This window comes from Pseudomonas sp. AP19 (assembly GCF_001728855.1).
Taxonomy (GTDB): Bacteria; Pseudomonadota; Gammaproteobacteria; order Pseudomonadales; family Pseudomonadaceae; genus Aquipseudomonas; species Aquipseudomonas fluorescens.
In genome coordinates this window covers 1-16709 of sequence record NZ_LXJP01000088.1, presented here as the reverse complement: position 1 = coordinate 16709, position 16709 = coordinate 1, and the positions used below count along the sequence as shown (strand labels likewise).

The 16709-nt window shown below is 61.9% G+C and carries 19 protein-coding genes; 11 read left to right on the top strand and 8 right to left on the bottom strand.

Annotated elements, in window-relative coordinates; translation table 11 throughout:
- Positions 1 to 35: 35 nt before the first annotated feature.
- The gene (gene alaC / locus A7D21_RS32370; protein WP_053257668.1) at positions 36 to 1247 is read right to left on the bottom strand and encodes an alanine transaminase; all 1212 of its coding nucleotides are present in this window, start codon (positions 1245 to 1247) and stop codon (positions 36 to 38) included.
- A 196-nt stretch (positions 1248 to 1443) separates the two neighbouring features.
- Here alaC and A7D21_RS32365 point away from each other — a divergent pair, with 196 nt between their 5' ends.
- Positions 1444 to 1923 carry a GyrI-like domain-containing protein gene (locus A7D21_RS32365; protein ID WP_069553685.1) on the top strand — a complete coding sequence of 160 codons (480 nt, stop codon included), beginning with the start codon at positions 1444 to 1446 and terminating at the stop codon, positions 1921 to 1923.
- Positions 1924 to 1965: 42 nt separating this feature from the next.
- Here A7D21_RS32365 and A7D21_RS32360 read toward each other — a convergent pair whose 3' ends face one another.
- Positions 1966 to 2460 carry an N-acetyltransferase gene (locus A7D21_RS32360; protein ID WP_053257666.1) on the bottom strand — a complete coding sequence of 165 codons (495 nt, stop codon included), beginning with the start codon at positions 2458 to 2460 and terminating at the stop codon, positions 1966 to 1968.
- Positions 2461 to 2610: 150 nt separating this feature from the next.
- Between A7D21_RS32360 and A7D21_RS32355 the strand changes: the two genes are divergently transcribed.
- Genes A7D21_RS32355 through A7D21_RS32340 form a run of 4 tightly spaced genes read left to right on the top strand, consistent with a single transcriptional unit; the run spans position 2611 to position 5150 of the window.
- Positions 2611 to 3030 (top strand): nuclear transport factor 2 family protein, encoded by a 420-nt coding sequence (locus A7D21_RS32355; protein ID WP_069553684.1) that lies wholly within the window; start codon positions 2611 to 2613, stop codon positions 3028 to 3030.
- Between the two features lie 42 nt (positions 3031 to 3072).
- On the top strand, positions 3073 to 3417 hold the full coding sequence (locus A7D21_RS32350; RefSeq protein ID WP_053257664.1) for a YciI family protein: 345 nt from the start codon (positions 3073 to 3075) through the stop codon (positions 3415 to 3417).
- Positions 3418 to 3453: 36 nt separating this feature from the next.
- Complete coding sequence (locus tag A7D21_RS32345) at positions 3454 to 3930, top strand: SRPBCC family protein (protein ID WP_069553683.1); 477 nt, start codon at positions 3454 to 3456, stop codon at positions 3928 to 3930.
- Positions 3927 to 5150: an RNA polymerase sigma factor gene (locus tag A7D21_RS32340; protein ID WP_069553682.1), complete on the top strand. Its 1224-nt coding sequence runs from the start codon at positions 3927 to 3929 to the stop codon at positions 5148 to 5150. The genes A7D21_RS32345 and A7D21_RS32340 overlap by 4 nt, the downstream gene beginning before the upstream one ends.
- Positions 5151 to 5191: 41 nt before the next feature.
- On the opposite strand, the gene A7D21_RS32335 is transcribed toward A7D21_RS32340, so the two are convergent.
- The gene (locus A7D21_RS32335; RefSeq protein ID WP_069553681.1) at positions 5192 to 5917 is read right to left on the bottom strand and encodes an SDR family oxidoreductase; all 726 of its coding nucleotides are present in this window, start codon (positions 5915 to 5917) and stop codon (positions 5192 to 5194) included.
- Between the two features lie 111 nt (positions 5918 to 6028).
- Between A7D21_RS32335 and A7D21_RS32330 the strand changes: the two genes are divergently transcribed.
- Positions 6029 to 6871, top strand: coding sequence for a LysR family transcriptional regulator (locus tag A7D21_RS32330; RefSeq protein WP_069553680.1), 843 nt, complete (start codon positions 6029 to 6031; stop codon positions 6869 to 6871).
- A gap of 145 nt (positions 6872 to 7016) precedes the next feature.
- Here A7D21_RS32330 and A7D21_RS32325 read toward each other — a convergent pair whose 3' ends face one another.
- Positions 7017 to 7871 carry a LysR family transcriptional regulator gene (locus A7D21_RS32325; protein WP_053257661.1) on the bottom strand — a complete coding sequence of 285 codons (855 nt, stop codon included), beginning with the start codon at positions 7869 to 7871 and terminating at the stop codon, positions 7017 to 7019.
- 88 nt (positions 7872 to 7959) lie between these two features.
- Here A7D21_RS32325 and A7D21_RS32320 point away from each other — a divergent pair, with 88 nt between their 5' ends.
- Positions 7960 to 8400 (top strand): multidrug/biocide efflux PACE transporter, encoded by a 441-nt coding sequence (locus tag A7D21_RS32320; protein WP_053257660.1) that lies wholly within the window; start codon positions 7960 to 7962, stop codon positions 8398 to 8400.
- Here the strand turns inward: A7D21_RS32320 and A7D21_RS32315 are convergent.
- Both A7D21_RS32315 and A7D21_RS32310 read right to left on the bottom strand, forming a co-directional pair.
- The gene (locus A7D21_RS32315) at positions 8387 to 9292 is read right to left on the bottom strand and encodes a LysR family transcriptional regulator (protein ID WP_069553679.1); all 906 of its coding nucleotides are present in this window, start codon (positions 9290 to 9292) and stop codon (positions 8387 to 8389) included. The genes A7D21_RS32320 and A7D21_RS32315 overlap by 14 nt on opposite strands.
- Before the next feature lie 50 nt (positions 9293 to 9342).
- On the bottom strand, positions 9343 to 10101 hold the full coding sequence (locus tag A7D21_RS32310) for an SDR family NAD(P)-dependent oxidoreductase (RefSeq protein WP_069553678.1): 759 nt from the start codon (positions 10099 to 10101) through the stop codon (positions 9343 to 9345).
- Positions 10102 to 10207: 106 nt separating this feature from the next.
- On the opposite strand from A7D21_RS32310, the gene A7D21_RS32305 reads away from it, so the two are divergent.
- The gene (locus A7D21_RS32305; RefSeq protein WP_053257657.1) at positions 10208 to 11104 is read left to right on the top strand and encodes a LysR family transcriptional regulator; all 897 of its coding nucleotides are present in this window, start codon (positions 10208 to 10210) and stop codon (positions 11102 to 11104) included.
- Here A7D21_RS32305 and A7D21_RS32300 read toward each other — a convergent pair.
- Positions 11101 to 12018 (bottom strand): LysR family transcriptional regulator, encoded by a 918-nt coding sequence (locus tag A7D21_RS32300; protein ID WP_053257656.1) that lies wholly within the window; start codon positions 12016 to 12018, stop codon positions 11101 to 11103. The two genes, A7D21_RS32305 and A7D21_RS32300, sit on opposite strands and share 4 nt — an antisense overlap.
- 105 nt (positions 12019 to 12123) lie before the next feature.
- On the opposite strand from A7D21_RS32300, the gene A7D21_RS32295 reads away from it, so the two are divergent.
- Genes A7D21_RS32295 through A7D21_RS32285 form a run of 3 tightly spaced genes read left to right on the top strand, consistent with a single transcriptional unit; the run spans position 12124 to position 14790 of the window.
- Entirely contained in the window at positions 12124 to 12882 is a 759-nt protein-coding gene (locus A7D21_RS32295) for a 5-oxoprolinase subunit PxpA (protein WP_053257655.1), read from the top strand.
- Positions 12883 to 12940: 58 nt separating this feature from the next.
- On the top strand, positions 12941 to 13819 hold the full coding sequence (locus A7D21_RS32290) for an allophanate hydrolase subunit 1 (RefSeq protein ID WP_069553677.1): 879 nt from the start codon (positions 12941 to 12943) through the stop codon (positions 13817 to 13819).
- Complete coding sequence (locus A7D21_RS32285) at positions 13816 to 14790, top strand: biotin-dependent carboxyltransferase family protein (protein WP_069553676.1); 975 nt, start codon at positions 13816 to 13818, stop codon at positions 14788 to 14790. The genes A7D21_RS32290 and A7D21_RS32285 overlap by 4 nt, the downstream gene beginning before the upstream one ends.
- 78 nt (positions 14791 to 14868) lie before the next feature.
- Here A7D21_RS32285 and A7D21_RS32280 read toward each other — a convergent pair whose 3' ends face one another.
- Complete coding sequence (locus A7D21_RS32280; protein ID WP_069553675.1) at positions 14869 to 16485, bottom strand: inorganic phosphate transporter; 1617 nt, start codon at positions 16483 to 16485, stop codon at positions 14869 to 14871.
- Positions 16486 to 16709 lie beyond the last annotated feature (224 nt).

The following is a 16709-nucleotide window of genomic DNA, read 5'->3' as shown; positions in this document are numbered from 1 at the left end:
CCATTTTTTTAGCGTATGTCTACTGCTGGCTCGGGTCAGGCTTTAGTCACCAGGCCATCCGCCCGGAACATCCCGCGAATACCGCGCACCGCCTGGCGAATCCGGTCCTGGTTCTCGATCAGCGCAAAGCGCACATGGTCGTCGCCGTACTCACCAAATCCGATCCCCGGCGACACACACACCTTCGCCTCCAGCAGCAGTTTCTTGGCAAATTCCAGCGAGCCCATGGCGGCATATGCCTCGGGAATCTTCGCCCAGACGTACATCGACGCCTTCGGATTCTCGACCATCCAGCCCAGCTCATGCAGGCCTTTGACCAGCACATTACGGCGCTGGCGGTACTGCTCGGCGATGTCTTTCACGCACTGCTGATCGCCTTCCAGCGCCGCAATCGCCGCCACTTGCAGCGGGGTAAAGGTGCCGTAGTCGTGGTAGCTCTTGATCCGCGCCAGGGCGTTGACCAGCTCCGGGTTGCCGACCATGAAACCAATGCGCCAGCCGGCCATGTTGTAGCTCTTGGACAGGGTGAAAAACTCCACGGCAATGTCCTTGGCGCCGGGCACTTGCATGATCGACGGGGCTTTCCAGCCGTCGTAGACGATGTCGGCGTAGGCCAGGTCATGCACCACCAGCACGTCGTACTGCTTGGCGAGGGCGATGACCCGTTCGAAGAAATCCAGCTCCACGCACTGCGCGGTGGGGTTGGACGGGAAGCCCAGAATCATCATCTTCGGTTTGGGGATCGAGCCACGAATCGCTCGCTCCAGCTCGGCGAAGAAGTCCACGCCGGGCACCAGCGGCACCGAACGCACCTGGGCGCCGGCAATCACGGCACCGTAGATGTGAATCGGGTAGCTCGGGTTGGGCACCAGCACGGTATCGCCCTGGTCCAGGGTGGCCAGCATCAAATGCGCGAGGCCTTCCTTGGAGCCAATGGTGACGATGGCTTCGGTTTCCGGGTCGATGTCCACCGCATAGCGGTCTTTGTACCAGCGCGAAATCGCCCGACGCAGACGCGGAATGCCTTTGGAGGTGGAGTAGCCGTGGGTGTCTTCACGCTGGGCGACGGTGACCATTTTCTCCACGATGTGTGGTGGAGTGGCGCCGTCAGGGTTACCCATGCTCAAGTCGATGATGTCTTCGCCGCGCCGACGCGCAGCCATCTTCAGCTCGGCAGTGATATTAAACACGTAAGGGGGGAGTCGATCTATGCGCGCAAAGCGGCGCGGCGAACCTTGGTCTGCCATGGGTGCCTCGAGGTACGTAAGCGCCCGGAACCGTCCGAGCGACGTCGGCCACTGCGGTGGCCTGCGGGGCAGACAATACGGTCGATGATGGCCAATTGTCCAGATGCCGCTGGAAAAATTTCTGTAGGCGGCACAGCGCGGATATGCCCCTATACTCGATACGGGTTTGTTCCCTTATAAGAAGGAGACTGTTCAGATGGATCAGCAAACAACACAACCGTTGCAGCCACGTATGGAAGACGGCAAGGCCCTGGTGATCGCGGGCGTGCAAGGGCGGTATTCGAAGGCCACCGTGGGTGATATTCCAAAATTGTGGGAGTTGTTTGACACCTGCTTCAAAGAGATCAAGCGTCGTGTCGGCGGCGTGACTTATGGTGTTTGTCATAACCCCAATCACGGCGAATTCGATTACATGGCCGGGGTTGAAGTGCCGAGTAAAGACGAGGTGCCGAGTAACTTTGAGTGCATCGAAATTCCTGCGCATCACTACGCCGTGTTCCCGCACTACGGGCCGGTGCAGGCGCTGGAGCAGACGTACGAGCGGATCATGTTCGAGTGGTTGCCGCACTCGGGCTACAAGGTCGCCGGGGCGGATTTCGAGCGCTACAGCGCAGGTTTTGACGCGCGCAAGGGCATCGGCAGTGTGGAGATCTGGTTGCCGGTCGAAGCCAAGTAAACCCTCGATCCTGTGGCAAGCCCGCTCGCCACAGGTGTCACGTCACTCGGCGATTACCAGCGTCAGCCTGCGCTCGTACCCGATCCGGCCCCTATAGGCCTCCCCGCTGTCCACCCATCCGGCGGCCAGGTACAAGCCCATTGCCGCCACATTGTCCGCGTCCACCGACAACTCCAACCCCTTGATCTGCGGCCATGCCTGCCTCGCCACCGCCGGCAGCGCCTGTAAACACGCTTTGCCGAACCCGCGCCCTTGCTGCTGTCGATCCACCTGCAACGCATGCAGGGTCGCGCTGTGTTCACTCGCCCAGTGGGGCAGGCAAGGCGGGCGTTTAAGCAGCAGGAATGCCACCGGAAGGTCGTCGGCGAGCAGGGCGAACCCTTTGATGGCCGCAGGGTTGGGGTTAACCAGCAGGCTGTTCAGCGCGCAGTAGATATCGCCGCAGAACGCCAGTTGCTCGGGATGCACTTGCAGCGTGTCGAGTTGCTGTTTTTGCACAAGGCTCAGCGTCTCATAGGGGACGAGGCGAGTTTCCATCGGGGGGGCGTATCCGAAATCCTACAAAGAAGCGCGGATTCTAGCGGCTTTGCCGGCGGCGAAAGTATTTTTCAACGGACTGTCGATTGGCCGATGAGTCATTCGACTAAGGGTGTCCCTTGTGATTTCCCCCGCCCCAGGAGTATCGCCATGAGCACCGCCATCAACCGCCTGATCGATCAATGGAAGCAAGCCGTGCTTGCCCGGGATATCGACAAGATTGTCAGCTTTTATGCCGACGATATCGTCTCGTTCGACGCCGTTACTGCACTGCAATTCAAAGGTAAGGCCGCCTACCGTGCGCATTGGGACGAATGCATGAAGCATTGCCCCGGCCCGGGTATTTTCGAGTTTCATGAGCTGCATGTCGTGCAAGCGCCTGACAGCGCGTTTGCGCACTGGCTGGCCTACTGTGGCGGCGCCGGGCCGGATGGCGTCGTGAAGGCGTGCTGGATGCGCGTGACCGCCGGTTACCAGCGAATCGACGGCCAATGGCGTGTGGTGCATGAGCATTGGTCGGCCCCTTTCGATATGCACAGCGGCACCGCGCTGTTCGGGCTGGAACCCTGATCGCCGGGAACTATAGTGGATAGGCCGAAAACGGAGAGCGCCATGAAATACCTCTGCCTGATTTACAGCAACGAACAGGTGCTGCACACCTCGCCGGACAGCCCCGAAGACCCGGAATGTTTCGCCTATGCCCAGGCTATCCAGGCCAGCGGGCGGATGCTTGCCGCCGAGCCGCTGGAGTCGGTGAGCACCGCCACCACCGTGCGCAAGCGCAATGGCAAGCTGTCGATTACCGACGGGCCGTTTGCCGAAACCAAGGAACAGCTCGCCGGGTTTTACCTGATCGAAGCCAAGGACTTGAATGAAGCGATCCAGGTGGCCGGTGGCATTCCGGCGGCCCGGGTCGGCAGTGTGGAAGTGCGCCCCGTGCGCGAATTGAATCTCTGAAGACAACCACCACAAGACTCCAGGAGGTTTACCCCCATGAACACCCAGCCGGCTGAATTTGAACTGTCCATCCGCCGTTTGATCGATGCGCCCCGCAGCAAAGTGTTTCGCGCCTGGACCACCCCCGCGCTGTTGCAGCAATGGTGGGGGCCGCACGGCATGACCACCCCCGAGTGCGAAATGAACCTGTGGGTCGGCGGCGTGTTCCGCACGCTGATGCGCGCGCCGGATGGCGCCGAATACCCGACCCAAGGCGTGTTCCTGGAGATCGAAGCGCCGAGCCGGCTGGTGTTCACCGACGCGTATGCGCCGGGGTGGGTGCCGTCGGGCAAGCCCTTCATGACCGCCGAAGTCACCTTCGAAGAGGTCGACGGCAAAACCCTCTATACCGCCCGCGCCATGCACTGGAGCGAAGCCGACAAACAGGCCCACGAAGCCATGGGCTTTCATGACGGCTGGGGCCAGAGCCTGGATCGCCTGGTGACGTTGGTGACCCAAGGTATGCCCGATTGACGCCTCAGCTGGAGGCGATTTACCGCAGCGAATCACGGCGCGTGCTGGCCACGCTGATTCGCCTGCTTGGTGATTTCGACCTCGCCGAAGAAGCCTTGCACGAGGCGTTCTTCGTCGCGGTCGAGCGCTGGCAGCAAGACGGGGTGCCGAGCAATCCGCGGGCGTGGTTGGTGTCGACCGGCCGTTTCAAAGCCATCGACCGCCTGCGCCGCCAGGCGCGCTTTACCCCGTTGCTGCAGGCGCAGGCCGACGCACTGGAAGCGGCGCACTGGAGTGAGGAAGACGTGGAAGACGACCGCCTGCGCCTGATCTTCACCTGCTGCCACCCGGCACTGGCGCCCGACGCCCAGACGGCGCTGACCTTGCGTGAGATCTGTGACCTCACCACCGAGGAAATCGCCCGCGCCTTTCTCACCACGCCCACCACCATTGCCCAACGCATCGTGCGCGCCAAAGGCAAGATCCGCGAGGCGAAGATTCCCTACCAAGTCCCGTCCCTCGACGCGTTGCCCGAGCGTTTAGAGAGTGTGCTGCGCGTGGTTTACCTGGTGTTCAATGAAGGGTATTCGGCGTCCATGGGCGCCGACCTCACCCGTGAGGAACTGACGCGCGAAGCCATCCGCCTTGGCCGCTTGCTGCTGGAGTTGCTGCCCGAGCCTGAAGTCATGGGCTTGCTGGCGCTGATGCTGCTGCACGAATCCCGCCGAGCGGCGCGCACTTCGGCGGGCGGTGAGTTGGTGTTGCTGGATGAACAGGACCGCACCTTGTGGGATGCGTCCTTGATCGCTGAAGGCTGCGCGTTGGTGGAACAAGCACTGACAACGGGGCGCTTTGGACCGTATTGCCTGCAAGCGGCGATTGCGGCGGTACACGCCGAAGCCCCGAGCGCCGGCGAGACGGATTGGCCGCAGATCGTCGGGCTTTACGATGTGTTGCTCAGGGCCGTGCCCTCTCCGGTGATCGAATTGAACCGCGCCGTGGCGTTTGCCATGTGGCAAGGGCCATTGGCCGGTTTGGAGCAGGTGGAAGGCATTTTGCGGCGCGGGGAGTTGCTGGATTACCACTTGGCGCATTCGGCACGCGGGGAGTTTTGTCGGCAACTGGGGCGAACCGAAGACGCCCGTGAAGCGTACGAAAAAGCCCTGTCACTGACCCTGCAAACCCCAGAAAAACGCTTCATAGAGCGGCGTCTGGCCGAACTCAAATCACCCAGGCAATGACGAACAACGGTGGGCGCTGGCAAGCCAGCTCCCCCATCGGTTTACGGCTGCTGGCGCGTTGCGGCCAGCACGATCTCACGAATGCACACATGCTGCGGCTGCTGATAGGCATAGGCAATGGCCGATGCCACATCATCGGCACTCAACACGGTGCCGCCCATCGCCTGTTTCCAGGCCTGATATCCGCTTTTGATCGCCTCATCGGTGGTATGGCCGAGCAACTCGGTTTCCACTGCGCCTGGGGCGATGGTGATGACGCGCACATTGCTTGGCGATAATTCTTCGCGCAGGTTTTCCGAAATCCCATGCACGGCGAACTTGGTGCCGACATAAGCGACGTGGTTCGGGAAGGTCTTGCGCCCGGCCACGGAACTCACGTTGATGATCGTGCCGCTTTTGCGCGCAACCATGCTGGCGGCTACCGCGTGGATACCGTTGAGCAGGCCCTTCACGTTGACGTCGAACATCTGCTCCCACTGCGCCGGGTCTTGCTCACTGACTGCGCCCAGCAGCATCACGCCAGCATTGTTGATGAGGGCATCGGCCGGGCCGAATTGGGCTTCGGCTTCGTTCACCGCGGCGACCAGGGCCGCGCGGTCGGTGATGTCGACGCCACGGCTCAAGGTGTTGGGCAGTGCCAGATCGTTTAGACGGTCAATGCGCCGCGCCAACAGCAACAACGGGTGACCGGCGGCCGACAACCGGCGGGCGGTGGCTTCGCCAATACCGGAACTGGCGCCGGTGATGATGATCAGTGGCTTGCTCATGAATGCACTCCTGGAATAAGAAAAGTCGATAACTGAGTCGTGCTCGCAGTATATTTACCGACGTAAAGGCTGAAAAATGCCTTATTTCTCTGTCTGCCATCGGATAAAGCTATGGATGTGCGTCACCTCAAAGCCTTTCTCGCGGTGTTCGAAGAACGCAACATCACCGCCGCCGCCCAGCGTTTGTTTATCAGCCAGCCGACCCTGTCGGTGACCATCAAGCAACTGGAAGACGAGCTTGGCGTAGCGCTGTTTGTGCGCCAGCCACGCGGCGTGGACGTCAGTGAGCAAGCGCGGGTGCTGTACCCGCAAGCGCGGCGCATGGTCGCCGACGCGGAGGCCTTGAGCCGATTGTTTCGCGGGCGTGAAAACCGTATCGCGCTGGAGTTGGGCGTGGAAGGCGATATCGCCGACAGCCAGATCGAAACGTTCCTGCGCATGGCGCACCAAGGGCTGCCGGGTTTGTTGCTGACGCTGCAGGAAGGCTGCGAAGGCGACGGGCGTTTGGCCGTGGAGGAAATGTGCTGCGAGGACGAATTGTTCCTGCCGCTCTGGGAAGAGTCCTACGTGATGGCATTACCGGCGTTGCACCCGATGGCCCTGGCCGGCACAGAACAGGCATGGGCCCCGATTGAAGACTGGATCACGTGCCCGCAGCACGACTCTCACCAACGGTTGATGGCGCTCTACGGCCGCTCGCCGCAAGCGGTGGCTGGGCATGCCGGTTCGCTGACCCAGGCGTTGCACATGGTGGCTGCTGGCGTGGGCGTGGCGATGTTGCCGCAGTCGATGGCGGCCGAGCGGGCCGGGGTGGTGATTCGCGAATGGCACCTGCCGGCGCCGACGCGTCGAGTCGGTTTGTGTTTTTCGGCGCAAGCCCTGGAGTTGCCGGCACTGCGCGACGTGCATGAATACTTCCAGAACCACCGCCCACCGCAATGCGCTGCGGCCTGACACATATCTAAAATCCAACACCCTTCCACTGTGGGAGCGGGCTTGCTCGCGAAGGCGGCCGGCCAGCCAGTACATTTGTGACTGACCCGCGACCATCGCGAGCAAGCCCGCTCCCACAGTTAGTCCTCTAGGGTGCCTGGAAGAATCATTCCAGCATCTGCCGCAACATCCAGCTCCCCGCCGGCCCCGGCGGGTGTTGCCGCGACCACAGCGCATCCACCGCCACCGACCGCGGCCAACTGCGCACATCGAGTTCAACCAGCCCGGCATTGCCGAAGCGCTCCACCAGCCAGCGCGGCAGCGCCGCCCAGCCGAAGCCCAGTTGGGCCATTTCCATCAGCATGAGAAAACTCGGTGCCGACCACACACGGCCCGCTGGCCTGGTTTCATTGGGGCTGATGATGCTCGCCAGGCGCAGTTCACGGTGTTGCTGCAAGGCGTGCTGGTCGATGTTTTGCAGGCTGGCCAAGGGATGGGCGGGTGCGACGAACAGGGCGATTTCCGTGCGCTCCGCCACGGGCGCGCGGGTCAGGTCGGGCGGGTAAACCTCTTGGGCTTCGATCAGCGCAATCTGGGCGCGGCCGCTTTGCACCAGGGCGATCAGGTCTTCGCACTCGGCGATCAGCCATTCCAGCTCCAGGTCCGGGTAGCGTTGTTCGAAGGCTTTGAGGGCGAGTTCAAAGCGTTCCGACTGGTACGTATCGGACATGGCGATACTCAACTTCGGCTCCAGGCCCTGAGCCAATTGGCTGGCCGCCAACTCCAGGCGACTGCTGGCCTCCAGCACCTGTTCGGCGCGTTGTAACAACACGTGGCCGGCCGGGGTGAGCGTCGGTTTGCGGCTGCTGCGATCAAACAACACCACATCCAGGTCAATTTCCAGGCTCGCCACCGCCGCACTGACCGTGGACTGGCTCTTGCCCAATTTGCGCGCCGCGGCCGAAAACGAACCTTGGGTGGCCGCCTGCACAAACGCCTGCAGCACTTCATTTGAGGCCATGACTATCGCCCTGATCGATGGTTATTGGTTATGAAGTATCGGTTCGCGGGGTAATGATGGCAACCCTAGTCATTCACGGAGCCGGGTTATGAACCCTACCAAATCGATTACTGAACGTGTTTGCCAGGCCCTGGGCTTTGAAGGGTTGGCCTTGTTGATCTGTACGCCGCTGCTGGTCTGGATCACCGGCAGGCCGGCCCTGGAAATGGGCGCAGTCACCTTGGGTGTCAGCGTGTTGGCGCTGACCTGGAACATCATTTTCAACAGCCTGTTCGATCGCCTCAAAGCGCGGCTGCAACTGGCCAACGGCGGCTGGACCCGGGTGCTGCATGCGCTGTTGTTTGAAGGCGGCCTGATCATCCTGGCGGTGCCGCTGATTGCCGGCGTGTTGAAGATCAGCCTGTTGGAGGCGTTCATCCTCGACATCGGCGTACTGCTGTTCTTCCTGCCGTACACCTATGTGTACCACTGGGGCTATGACGTGATTCGGGAAAAAATCGTCCAGCAACGGCTGCCTAGCCAAGCTTGAGCGACGCGACAAAATCCAGAAATGCCCGCACCTTCGCGGCGGGCAAATGCCGCGACGGGTAGTAGGCGTACAACGGAAAACGCTCGTCCGGCCAGTCGGGAAACAACTCCACCAGGCTGCCGGCCTTGAGCGCCGGCGCCAGGCCCAAATCGAGCATTTGCGCCACCGCGTGGCCGTGCTCACACACGCTGTACAACGTGCTGGCGTCGTTGACCACCAGGCGGCCATCGGTGCGTACGATGACCTGCTCGCCGGCGCGGTGGAATTCCCAGGCAAACGGACGCCCGGTTTGCGCGTCACGAAAATCCAGGCACATGTGCCCGTGTTCCAGGTCTTGCGGAATGCGCGGTCGACCGAATTGTTCAAGGTAGGCCGGGGAGGCCACGGTGAGCACACGCACTTCCATCAGTTTGCGGGCGATCAGCGAGGAGGATTGCGGGATGCCGAAGCGAATGGCCAGGTCAAAGCCATCGGCGACCAGGTCGCCGAGTTGGTCGCGGGTGTGCAGGTCCAGTTGCAATTGCGGATAGCTGCGCATGAAATCGCCCAACACCGGGCCCAACACCAATCGCGAGAAGTACGGGTCGATATTCACCCGCAAACGCCCGCGAACCGTGAGCGCACTGTCGGCCGCTGCGTTGGCGGCGTCTTCGAGGCCGGCCAGCAAGGGCGCGATTTCCTGGTAGAAACGTCGCCCCTCATCGGTCAATTGCACCGCGCGGGTGGTGCGGTCGAACAGGCGAATCCCCAAGCGTTTTTCCAGCCGCGAAATCGCCCGGCTGACCCCCGAAGGGGTTATCTCCAGGCTATCGGCGGCGCGGGCGAAACTGCCGCTGTCGACCACAGCGGCCATCACGCCCATGCCACCGGCCAAGCCTGGATCAAAACTCATCGGTGATTGCCTGTCAGTGATCTGAAGGCATTGATGCTAGCGCAGAATGCTTACAGAAACATGCCGCCCGAGGCTTCGATGCGCTGCCCGGTGATCCAGTTGCTGCCCTCGGCCAACAGGGTCGAAATCGCCCCGCCAATATCGTCGGGCAAACCGGCTCGGCCCAGCGCGGTGTTGTTGGCGACCATTGCATTCAGCGCCGGGTTATCGCGCACGGCGCCGCCGCTGAAGTCAGTGGCAATCGCGCCGGGTGCCAGGGTGTTGACGGTGATACCGCGCGGCCCCAGCTCCTTGGCCTGGTAGCGCGACAGCACTTCCACCGCGCCTTTCATCGACGCATACGCCGCATACCCAGGCAGGCTGAAACGCGCCAGGCCGCTGGAAATATTGATGATGCGCCCGCCATCGCTGATCAGCGGCAGCAGTTTCTGGGTCAGGAAAAACGGCGCCTTGAAGTGGATAGCCACCAGGCGGTCGAACTGTTCCTCGGTGGTCTCGGCAAAGCTGGCGTGGGCGCCGATCCCGGCGTTGTTGATCAGAAAGTTGAAGTGGTCCCGTGCGAACACATCCTTGAGCACCGTGGCGATCTCGCCGACGAAGTCATTGAACGTGCCGCTCTGGCTCACATCCAGTTGCAGCATGGCGGCGCGGCCACCGAGGGCTTCGATCTGTGCCTTCACCGCTTGGGCTTCGCCCGAAGCGCTGTGGTAAGTGCCGATGATGTCGACGCCTTGTGCCGCCAAATGCAGCGCAGCGCTTTTGCCCAAGCCGCGGCTGGCGCCGGTGATCAGTGCGATTTTACGGGTCATGGTGAGTGCCTCTGAGTGTGATGGTGCGAGCCAGTGTATTTGTCCGCCCATAACGTGATAAACACAGGTAAATCGGAATCACTGGCCGGATAAGGCGAACAATCCCATGAACAAACTTGAGCTTTTGCGGACCTTCGTGCGAGTCACCGAATTGTCGAGTTTCACCCAGGCGGGCGAGAGCCTCGGCCTGCCGCGCTCCACCGTGTCCGAGCATGTGCAGGCGCTGGAAGAACTGCTCGGGGCGCGCCTGTTGCAGCGCACCACGCGCAAGGTGCAAGCGACTCAGGACGGGCGCGTGTTGTATGCGCGCAGCAAAGACCTGTTGTCACACATGGAGGAACTCGAAGGCCTGTTTCGCCAGGATGAGGCGCAATTGAGCGGGCGTATTCGCGTGGACATGCCCAACGTCATGGCGCGGGATTTGATCCTGCCGCGCCTGCCCGACTTTATGCACGCACACCCGTTGATCGAGCTGGAAATCAGCACCACCGACCGCCAGGTCGACCTGCTCGCGGAAGGTTTCGATTGTGTGTTGCGGGTGGGCGCGCAGCCGGATCAGTCGGTGGTGGCGCGCTGGTTGTGCAGCATGCCGATGATCAACTGCGTCAGTGCCGGGTACGTTCAGCGCTATGGCATGCCCGAAACCCTGGCCGACCTGGCGCATCACCAGTTGGTGCATTACGTGCGGCCATTGGGTTCACGTTCGGCGGGCTTCGAATACCTGCAGGGCAACAAAGTGCAGCGTGTTCCGATGGCGGGGCGGGTCACGGTCAACAGCACCGATGCGTACAAGGCGGCATGCCTGGGCGGCTTTGGCATTACCCAGGTGCCCGTGCTGGGCATTCGCGATTTACTCGACAGTGGCGAGCTGGTGGCCATCTTGCCGGACTACCCGGCGCCGGCGCTGGACGTGTCGTTGCTGTACGCCGGGCAGCGGCATGTGCCGCAGCGGGTGCGGGTTTTTATGGATTGGCTGGCCGCCCTGTTGCAGTCGCGGCTCTAGCGCCGTGCCGAGAGTTGTTGCGGCGCGAGGAAGGCGTCGTGGAAGTAATCCCGGAAGGCCTGCATGGCGGGGGTAAATGCCCGTTCGCGGTGCCAGGCCAGGCCGACGCTCATGGGCGCTACCGGGTCGGTCACGGTCAGGGTTTCGATGCGTTTGCCTTCCAGCGACCAGGGCCTGTGCACCAGGTCCGACAGAATCGCCACGCCGCTGCCGTTGGCAACCATGCTGCGCACGGCCTCGACCGAACTGGTGCGCAGCCGCACCTTGGGCGTTTGCCCGGCCTGTTCCCAGTAGCGCATGGCGCTGTGTTCGGCTTCATCGACGGTCAGCAGAATGTACGGTTCTTGCGCCACGTCGGCCAGGCTGACGGCGCCGCGCTCGCACAAGGGATGGTGGCTGGGCAGCCACAGCCGGCGTTCCGAATTGAACAGGATTTCGGAAACGATATCCGGGTGCGTGAGGTTGGCGGTGAGCACCACGGCCATGTCGAACTGGCCGTCGAGCAGGCCGTGTTCAATGGCCTGGCGCTCCTGTTCGAAGACCTCGATGGTCACGTCCGGGTGCCAGTGTTCCATGCGCTGCAGGTGGTGGGGCAGGAAGTAGCCGAGCACGGTGTAGCTGGCGGCGACACGCAGCACGCCACTGGCGCGGTAGTCCGGCAGCGGGCTGTTCAGTGCGTCATCCACGCTGCGCACGATCACGTAGGCGCGGTTCAGAAAGTGCCGCCCGGCGTCGGTCAGGTTCATGCCCTGGGCCGAGCGCACGAACAACTGCACGCCGAGCATCGCCTCCAGCTCCTTGATCGCGGTGGTCACGGCCGACTGGGAGATGTTCAGATGAATCGCCGCCTGGGAAATCTGGCCGATTTCGGCGGTGGCGATAAAGTAGCGAACTTGGCGCAACGTCAGGGACATGGCTTTATCTGTTTTTCAGAAGATAGGTCATCTGATAATAGATCTTCCCAAGGGGTCAAGCCCCAGCCTACTTTCCTCGCATCACCTTTGGCGGAGCAATTCCCGATGCAGGCAGTGGATTTCAATTCAGACATGGGCGAAGGCTTCGGCCCCTGGACCATCGGCGATGGCGTTGACGCGGAGCTGATGGCTTATATCAGCTCGGCCAACATCGCCACCGGTTTCCACGCCGGCGACCCCGGCACTATGCGCCGTACCGTCGAGCGCGCCAAGCAACTGGGTGTCGCCATCGGCGCGCATCCGGGCTTTCGCGACCTGGTTGGGTTTGGCCGCCGGCATATCAATGCACCGGCCCAGGAGCTGGTGGACGACATGCTCTACCAACTCGGCGCCCTGCGCGAAATCGCCCGCGCCCAAGGCCTCACGCTGCAACACATCAAGCCCCACGGCGCGCTCTATATGCACCTGGCCCGCGATGAAGAAGCCGCGCGGCTGCTGGTGCAAAACCTGCAAATCATTGAGCCGACACTCTTGCTGTACTGCATGCCCAACTCGGTGATCTGGCGCGTCGCCAAGGAGCTCGGGCAACCGGTGGTGCGCGAGTTTTACGCCGACCGTGAGTACGATCTAAGTGGCTCCATCGTATTTACGCGCACAGTGCGCGCGCTGGATCCTGCCACCGTCGCGGCGCGGGTCCTGCGTGCCTGTCAGACCGGACGCGTGCGCACGGTGGAAGGCGAAGACCTGTTGATCGAATTCGATTCCATCTGCCTGCACAGCGACACCCCCGGCGCCCTCGAATTGGTCGAGGCCACCCGTGAAGCCTTGGACCAGGCGGGCATTGTCGTCAGAACGCCTCAATAAGAAGGTCCAACCTGTACTTTTTGCCTGCCTTTCTACAATGATTCCAAGAGGAACAGACATGGCTCAAACGTCCCCCATCCGCTACAGCTTCGGCGGTGATGAACATCTGTTTGCCGAGGTCAGCGACAGCATGTCCCTGGAGGCCTTTTTCAAAGGCATGGCCGTGACCCGCGCCGTGGAGCGCCTGGCGCTGGAAGGCGTGCTGGACGTGTGCCTGGCCAATGCGTCGTTCCAGATTCGCTTCGACCCTGACCGCATCGCGCCACACGTGCTGCTCGACGCCGTGCAGAGCGCTGAAGCCCAAGCGGTGGCCGAACGCACCTTGCACACGCGCATCATCGAAATCCCGGTGCTCTATAACGACCCATGGACCCATGAAACCCTGATGCGTTTTCGCGACCGGCATCAAGACCCCACGGGCACCGATCTGGAATACGCCGCGCGCATCAATGGTTTGGCTGACGTCGACGCGTTTATCGCCGCCCACAGCGGCGCGCCGTGGTTTGTGTCGATGGTCGGCTTTGTCGCGGGCCTGCCGTTCATGTTCCAGATGGTCGAGCGCGAACGGCAATTACAGGTGCCCAAGTACCTGCGCCCGCGCACCGACACGCCCAAATTGACCCTCGGCCATGGCGGCTGTTTTGGCTGCATCTACTCGGTACGCGGCGCGGGCGGTTACCAGATGTTTGGGGTGACCCCGGCACCGATCTACGACCCGGCCCAGCAGTTGCCGTACCTCAAGGAACACATGGTGTTCTTTCGGCCCGGTGACATCGTGCAGTTCAAACCCATGGACCGCGATGCGTATGACCTGGCGGTTGCTGAGGTGGACGCAGGACGTTTCGACTTGCGCATACGCCCGGTGGAATTTTCCCTCGACGCGTTTCTCGCCGACCCCGTCGGCTATCCGAAAACCCTGCAGGAGGCGTTGGCATGATCAAAGTCCGCAAACCCGGCCTCGCCACGTCCGTGCAGGATCTTGGCCGTGAAGGCTATTACCACTTGGGCATTCCACCGTCGGGCGCGTTGGACCAATACGCGTTGAGTGCGGCCAACCATCTGGTGGGCAATCCGAGTGGTGCGGCGGGCCTGGAGTGCACCTTGATCGGCCCCGAACTTGAGTTCCGACAGGACGCGCTGGTGGCACTCAGCGGTGCGCTCATGTCGCCGCGTCTGGACGGTGAAGTGGTGCACCAGGACACCGCGTTTCAGGTGCGTGCCGGGCAGGTGTTGCGCTTTGAATTTCCCAAGGCCGGCGCGCGGACTTACCTGGCGGTGGCAGGCGGTATTGAGGTGCCGCTGGTGCTCGGCAGTCGCTCGACGTACACCCTGGGTGCACTCGGTGGGTTCCAGGGGCGGCGCTTGCAGGAAGGCGATGAACTGCCGATCGGTGAGCCGAGCGGCGAGGGCCGTGCGGGCAATAGTTTGCCAATGGCGCTGCGGCGTTCAGTCGGTGGCGACGTGACCTTGCGCGTGGTGCCAGGCCTGTATTACGAGCGCCTGACAGACGCGGCCAAAAGCAGTTTTTTTGCCGAGCCATGGACCGTGGGTTCCGAGGCGGACCGCATCGGCTATCGCTTCAAAGGCGGCAGCGCGTTGAGCTTTCAGCCACGGGAGCAACCGTTTGGCGCGGGGTCCGACCCGTCGAATATCGTCGACAGTTGTTACCCGATTGGCTCGATCCAGGTGCCGGCGGGGTTGGAGCCGATTGTGTTGCACAGGGATGCGGTGTCGGGCGGTGGCTACGCGATGATCGGCACGGTGATCAGTGCGGACCTGGACTTGATCGGGCAGATGCAGCCGAACCAGCGGGCGGGGTTTGTGGCGGTGACGTTGGAAGACGCTCTGGAGGCGCGGCGGGTGTACAAAAAACGGCTGAAGGCAATGGCTGGACTGTTCACTTCCTGACACACCATAAACTCTTGTGGGAGCTGGCTTGCCTGCGATAGCGGCGGGTCAGCTCCCACATTTTTAAGCGGGGTTGTGTCAGAACAGTTTGGTGAACAGCCAGTACAAACTGCCCGACAACAAGATCGCCGCCGGCAAGGTCAGTACCCAAGCCATCAGCAGGTTGCGGATGGTCTTCATCTGCAACCCGCCGCCATTTGCGACCATGGTCCCGGCCACACCCGACGACAATACGTGAGTGGTCGACACCGGTAGCCCGAACATATCCGCTGCGCCAATCGTCAGCATCGCCACCGTCTCGGCCGAGGCACCTTGCGCGTAAGTCATGTGGGTTTTGCCGATTTTCTCACCCACGGTCACCACGATGCGCTTCCAGCCCACCATGGTGCCCAGGCCGAGGGCGATGGCCACGGCGATCTTCACCCACAGCGGAATAAAACGTGTGGAATTGTCGATCTGTTGCTTGAACAGTTGCAGCTTGCCTTGGGTATCAGCGTCGAAATTGCCGACCTTGTCCTTGTCCATCAGGCGAATGGTTTCGCTGGTCAGGTACATGTCGTTACGCACGTTGCCTACGGCTTCGGCGGGGACTTTGGCCAGGGAGCCGTAGCCTTTTACTTCATCACCGATCTGGCCGGCGAGGGCAGCGAGGGCCGGCACCAGTTCTGGCGTGGCTTCCTTGGTACGCACGTAGGTCGAGAGGATCGGGCGCGGATCACCCGGCAATGCTTGCGGCGCGTTTTTTACCAGGGCGACCTGGGTCACTTCGGCCACCGCCGCAAACTGCAATGACTGCTCGGCGGGCATGGTGCGGTTCAGCGCATAGGCCATCGGCAGGGTGCCGACCAGGATCAGCATGATCAAGCCCATGCCTTTCTGGCCATCGTTGGAACCGTGGGCGAAGGACACACCGGTGCAGGTGACGATCAACATGCCACGAATCCACCATGGCGGCGGGATGTCGCCCTTTGGCGCTTTGTACAGCGCGCGGTTTTTCACAAAGGCGCGCAGGGCCAGCAACAGCAAGGCGGCAAAGGCGAAGCCGATCAGCGGCGACAGCAGCAGGGCATACCCGATCTTGATCGCTTGGCTCCAGTCCACGCCGCTGGTGCCGTCACGCCCGTGCATCAAGGCATTCGCCACGCCGACGCCGATGATCGAACCGATCAGCGTGTGCGACGACGAGGCCGGCAAGCCCAGCCACCAAGTGCCCAGGTTCCACAGGATGGCGGCAATCAGCAGGGCAAAGATCATTGCGAAACCGGCGGATGAGCCGACCTGCAAAATCAGCTCCACGGGCAGCAGCGCGATAATGCCGAACGCCACGGCGCCGCTGGAGAGCAACACGCCGAGGAAGTTGAAAAAGCCCGACCACACCACCGCAAATTGCGGCGGCAGCGAGTTGGTGTAGATCACCGTTGCCACCGCGTTGGCGGTGTCGTGGAAGCCGTTGACGAACTCAAAGCCCAGCGCGATCAACAGGGCTACGCCGAGCAGCAGGAATGGCGTCCAGGTGGTGACCACCGTGCCCAGTTCGTGCATGTCGTGCATCAGGCTGTAGGCTGTGAACAATAGGCCCATGGCCAGTACGGCAAAGAACACGATCACCGTCAACAGGCCGGGTTTCTTGTCGAGCCTGGGTTTGGGGTCTGCGTGTGAGGCGGTGGAGGAGGCAGTCAGGGAAGGGGTGGCCATGCCGGAGCATCCAGTGTGAGGAGGATGGCATTCATGATCATTGCAGAATGTTACAGAGATGCTGCGGTAGGTCAGTGTTTAAAGGATTGAGGCTGCCGCTGGTCTACAAAGCCCGGCGAAAATGATGTCATAGTGAGATTGATTGGGGCGCCTGTTTGCTTGGGGATGGGCATTGGTATCTGCGCAACGCTTTGGGTTGCTCTGAGGCGTTTCGGTGGATTGGG

Coding starts and splice junctions, on each gene's coding strand:
- alaC (WP_053257668.1), bottom strand. CDS start 1,247: ATGGCAGACCAAGGTTCGCCGCGCCGCTTTGCGCGCATAGATCGACTC.
- A7D21_RS32365 (WP_069553685.1), top strand. CDS start 1,444: ATGGATCAGCAAACAACACAACCGTTGCAGCCACGTATGGAAGACGGC.
- A7D21_RS32360 (WP_053257666.1), bottom strand. CDS start 2,460: ATGGAAACTCGCCTCGTCCCCTATGAGACGCTGAGCCTTGTGCAAAAA.
- A7D21_RS32355 (WP_069553684.1), top strand. CDS start 2,611: ATGAGCACCGCCATCAACCGCCTGATCGATCAATGGAAGCAAGCCGTG.
- A7D21_RS32350 (WP_053257664.1), top strand. CDS start 3,073: ATGAAATACCTCTGCCTGATTTACAGCAACGAACAGGTGCTGCACACC.
- A7D21_RS32345 (WP_069553683.1), top strand. CDS start 3,454: ATGAACACCCAGCCGGCTGAATTTGAACTGTCCATCCGCCGTTTGATC.
- A7D21_RS32335 (WP_069553681.1), bottom strand. CDS start 5,917: ATGAGCAAGCCACTGATCATCATCACCGGCGCCAGTTCCGGTATTGGC.
- A7D21_RS32330 (WP_069553680.1), top strand. CDS start 6,029: ATGGATGTGCGTCACCTCAAAGCCTTTCTCGCGGTGTTCGAAGAACGC.
- A7D21_RS32325 (WP_053257661.1), bottom strand. CDS start 7,871: ATGGCCTCAAATGAAGTGCTGCAGGCGTTTGTGCAGGCGGCCACCCAA.
- A7D21_RS32320 (WP_053257660.1), top strand. CDS start 7,960: ATGAACCCTACCAAATCGATTACTGAACGTGTTTGCCAGGCCCTGGGC.
- A7D21_RS32315 (WP_069553679.1), bottom strand. CDS start 9,292: ATGAGTTTTGATCCAGGCTTGGCCGGTGGCATGGGCGTGATGGCCGCT.
- A7D21_RS32310 (WP_069553678.1), bottom strand. CDS start 10,101: ATGACCCGTAAAATCGCACTGATCACCGGCGCCAGCCGCGGCTTGGGC.
- A7D21_RS32305 (WP_053257657.1), top strand. CDS start 10,208: ATGAACAAACTTGAGCTTTTGCGGACCTTCGTGCGAGTCACCGAATTG.
- A7D21_RS32300 (WP_053257656.1), bottom strand. CDS start 12,018: ATGTCCCTGACGTTGCGCCAAGTTCGCTACTTTATCGCCACCGCCGAA.
- A7D21_RS32295 (WP_053257655.1), top strand. CDS start 12,124: ATGCAGGCAGTGGATTTCAATTCAGACATGGGCGAAGGCTTCGGCCCC.
- A7D21_RS32290 (WP_069553677.1), top strand. CDS start 12,941: ATGGCTCAAACGTCCCCCATCCGCTACAGCTTCGGCGGTGATGAACAT.
- A7D21_RS32285 (WP_069553676.1), top strand. CDS start 13,816: ATGATCAAAGTCCGCAAACCCGGCCTCGCCACGTCCGTGCAGGATCTT.
- A7D21_RS32280 (WP_069553675.1), bottom strand. CDS start 16,485: ATGGCCACCCCTTCCCTGACTGCCTCCTCCACCGCCTCACACGCAGAC.